The following is a 3,178-nucleotide window of genomic DNA, read 5'->3' as shown; positions in this document are numbered from 1 at the left end:
GGCTAGCAAGAGCAGGCCCCTAGGCCGGTCCAGGGGCGCCTCAAGGTCGAGCGTGATCATCAGACAGGGCGCGGCCGAGGATACGGCGTAGCGCCCGCCGCGTGCTTCAGAGGGGGCGAGGCAAACCAGGGGCCGATCCAAGGCCCCGGCGATCCGCCGCGCCGCTTCGGGCGCTTCCTCGGCGCGTTCGGACAGCCACGCAACCGGGCCTTTTCCGAGCGGTGCGGGACCCGTGGCGGGCAGTATCAGCAGCGGCCCCTCCTGAGCGGATTCCGCGAGGCCGGGCGAAAGCGCCAGGATATCACCTGCCGCGCGCAGGCGCTCCAGCTCCGCACAACCGGCGGCCATCCTCAGATGGATGAGAGACCAAGAGAGCCCAGCACCTGAAGCGATTCCTTCTAGCCTCTGGCGCAATCGGGCTTCTCGCCTGCGCGCTGCCTGCGCCAGCGCGGCGCTCTCCAGGGGACGTATCTCGCCGCCCAGAAGCGTGACCTCTTTGGCCATCGGCAAGGCCAGCAGATCCAAAAGAGCCTGCTGCTCGACAAGCACAGCGGCGAGTTCCAACCGCAGACCCTTGGCGAGCGCCGCGGCCACTTCAAGACGGGCAGTCGCCTCCTCCGCCTCGGCGACGGCGATAAGCAAGCGCGAACCCTTCGGCTCCTTGCTCATGGGCCCACCTCTTTCCCGCCCGGCGCTTCCTTCGCGGCGAAGGACTTGCGCGCCTTTGCAAAGCTTGCGAGCCGGTCCTCCACCAACCGGTTGAAGCTGCCCTCGGGAAAGGCTTCACCGGGGCCCGGCCGTTCGCCTGCCGGGATGCCTGAGAGAATCTCCAGCCCCTCGTCGATGGTGGTGACCGGATAGATTGCGAAGCGGCCATCCCGCACCGCCTCCACCACCTCCGCCTTCAGCATCAGGTGCGGCATGTTCGCGGCCGGGATCAGGACGCCCTGATCACCGCTGAGCCCCCTTTCGACACAGAGGTCGAAAAAACCCTCGATCTTCTCGTTGACCCCGCCAATCGCCTGGACCGAGCCATGTTGGTCGACCGAGCCGGTCACCGCAAAACTCTGTCTCAGCGCCCTGTCCGCCAGCGCGGAGAGGAGGGCGTAGAGTTCGGCGGAGGAGGCGCTGTCTCCCTCGACACCGCCATAAGACTGCTCGAATACGAGGCTGGCGGAGATGGAGAGTGGCGCGCCAATGGCGTAGCGCTCGCCGAGAAAGCCCTGGAGAATGAGGACGCCCTTGGAGTGCAGGGGTCCGCCCAGTTCCACCTCGCGCTCAATGTCCACGACCTTGCCGCTTCCCAGCCAAGCCCGCGCGCTGATACGCGTCGGCTTGCCGAAGGCGTGCTCTCCCAACTGATAGACGCTCAGGCCATTTACCTGGCCCACGGCGCTGCCCTCCGTTGCGATTCTGACAATGCCGCGGGTAATGGCCTCCTGCATCCGCTCGCTGATCCTTGAGGCCCGGCGGCGTTGCGCGTCGAGGGCGGCGCGCACCTCGCCCGCGCCGACGCTGTCCGCGCCACTTTCCGTGGCGATGTGATCGGCCTCGCGCAGGAGGTCGGCGATCCGCTCGAGGTTCAAGGAGAACTTCTCGCTATCTTCCACGAGTCGCGAAGCCCGCTCCAGCACGGCAGCGACGCCGCCTCGGTCGAAGGGCTTCAGCTCGAAGCGCGCGATCATTCCGGCGAGCAGGCGCGGGAAGGCATCCGGCTCCGCCTGATCGCGCGACAGACGGTCATCGAAATCTGCACCGATCTTGAACAGGGCTGGGAACTCCGGATCGAGCTGACTGAGCAGGTAGTAGATCATGGGCTCGCCGATCAGCACGATCTTCACCGAAAGGGGAATGGGCTCCGGCTTGAGAGACATGGTCGAGACCAAGCCCAGGGCTTCGCCCACCGTCTCTATCTTGATCTCTTTGGCTGTCAGCAGGCGCTTCAAAGTCTCCCAGGCGAAGGGTTCGGTGAGCAGCTTGCGGGCGTCAATCGCGAGATATCCGCCGTTGGCGCGGTGTAGCGCGCCGGGCTTGATCAGGCTGAAGTCGGTGGAGAGGACGCCCATCTGGGAGACGTACTCCACCCGCCCGATCAGGTTGGGCAGCGAGGGGTGGTCCTCGAAGACGATCGGCGCCTCCTCCTGCTCCGCGTTGTCCACCAGCAGGTTGACGGCGTAGCGGGCAAAACCGTTGCCCAGCTTGGCCGCCCCCTCGCCGAAGCCGCCGGTCTGCTGGCGCATCTGCGCCTCCACGCCCAGCAGGCCATGCACGTTGTCGATGAGGTCTAGGCGGACGAACTCAAGATGTTCCAGCACCTCCGGCAAGTCGGAGAAGGCGTGTTTCAACTCCTCGATGGGCAGGCCGATCGTGAAGGCCGTGACCTCGCGGTTGACGTCGCGGATCGCCTCTCGCCTCTCCTTGTCCCACTTCGGGAAGGCGAGAAGGGCTTCCTGCAGCTTCTGCTGCATCTCCTCAACCTTCTTCTTTATTGCCTTGCGTTCCCCCTCTGGGAGCTTGTTGAAGGCCTCCGGCTTGATCACCTCGGAGCCCTTCAAAGGCGCCAGGGCGAAACCCATGGGCGTGCGCAGCAGTGCCAGGCTCTTTTCGTTCGCCTCCTTGCGGATGGCTTCCAGGGCTTGCCCTTGGCGTTCTTCGAACTGCTCGTTGATCGCCTGGACTCGGGCGTTGTAGTCCTCAGACTCGAAGGCGGCGGGAATCGTCGTGCGAATCTCCTCCAGCAGCTTGTCGAGAGCAGACTTAAGCTCGCGTCCTCGCCCGCGGGGAAGCGGCATGGCGTTCGGCTCATCGGCGCGCTCAAAGTTGTGGAGGTAGACCCAGTCGTGGGGCGGCGATTCCTTGGCGGCGCGCACCCGCAGCTCAGCGCTGACAAGCGAGTGCCGTCCGGCTCCGGCCGGTCCGTAAACGAAAATGTTGTACCCGGGGTGCTTTATGGCCGCGCCGAAGCGAATGGCCTCCAGCGCCCTTTCCTGACCCAGTGGTATCTCGAGCGGCTCCAACTCAGCCGTCGTCTTGAAGCTAAAGTCCTCCGGACGGCAGCGCCTGCAGAGCGCTTCAGCAAGCAAAGTTTCCGTCTTCCGAACCAAGTTTCACCTCCTCTCAAGGGGATAGGCGCCATAACCGGCTAAATGCGCGCCCGCTCCTTCGCGGACATGCGTGC

2 protein-coding genes are annotated in these 3,178 nt (G+C 65.1%); both read right to left on the bottom strand.

The genetic code is table 11. From position 1 onward, the window contains the following. Window positions 1–669, bottom strand: a 669-nt coding sequence (locus P8X75_14990; protein MEJ1996487.1) for a hypothetical protein, incomplete at its 3' end; no start/stop codon positions are given. Further along, complete coding sequence (locus P8X75_14985; protein ID MEJ1996486.1) at window positions 666–3,083, bottom strand: ATP-binding protein; 2,418 nt, start codon at window positions 3,081–3,083, stop codon at window positions 666–668. The genes P8X75_14990 and P8X75_14985, both read right to left, overlap by 4 nt. Between the last annotated feature and the right edge of the window lie 95 nt (window positions 3,084–3,178).

It is taken from the genome of Limibacillus sp., from assembly GCA_037379885.1.
GTDB lineage: Bacteria > Pseudomonadota > Alphaproteobacteria > Kiloniellales > CECT-8803 > JARRJC01.
Note: the sequence above shows the minus strand (reverse complement) of the source record. Positions and strands in the feature narration are given on the sequence as shown.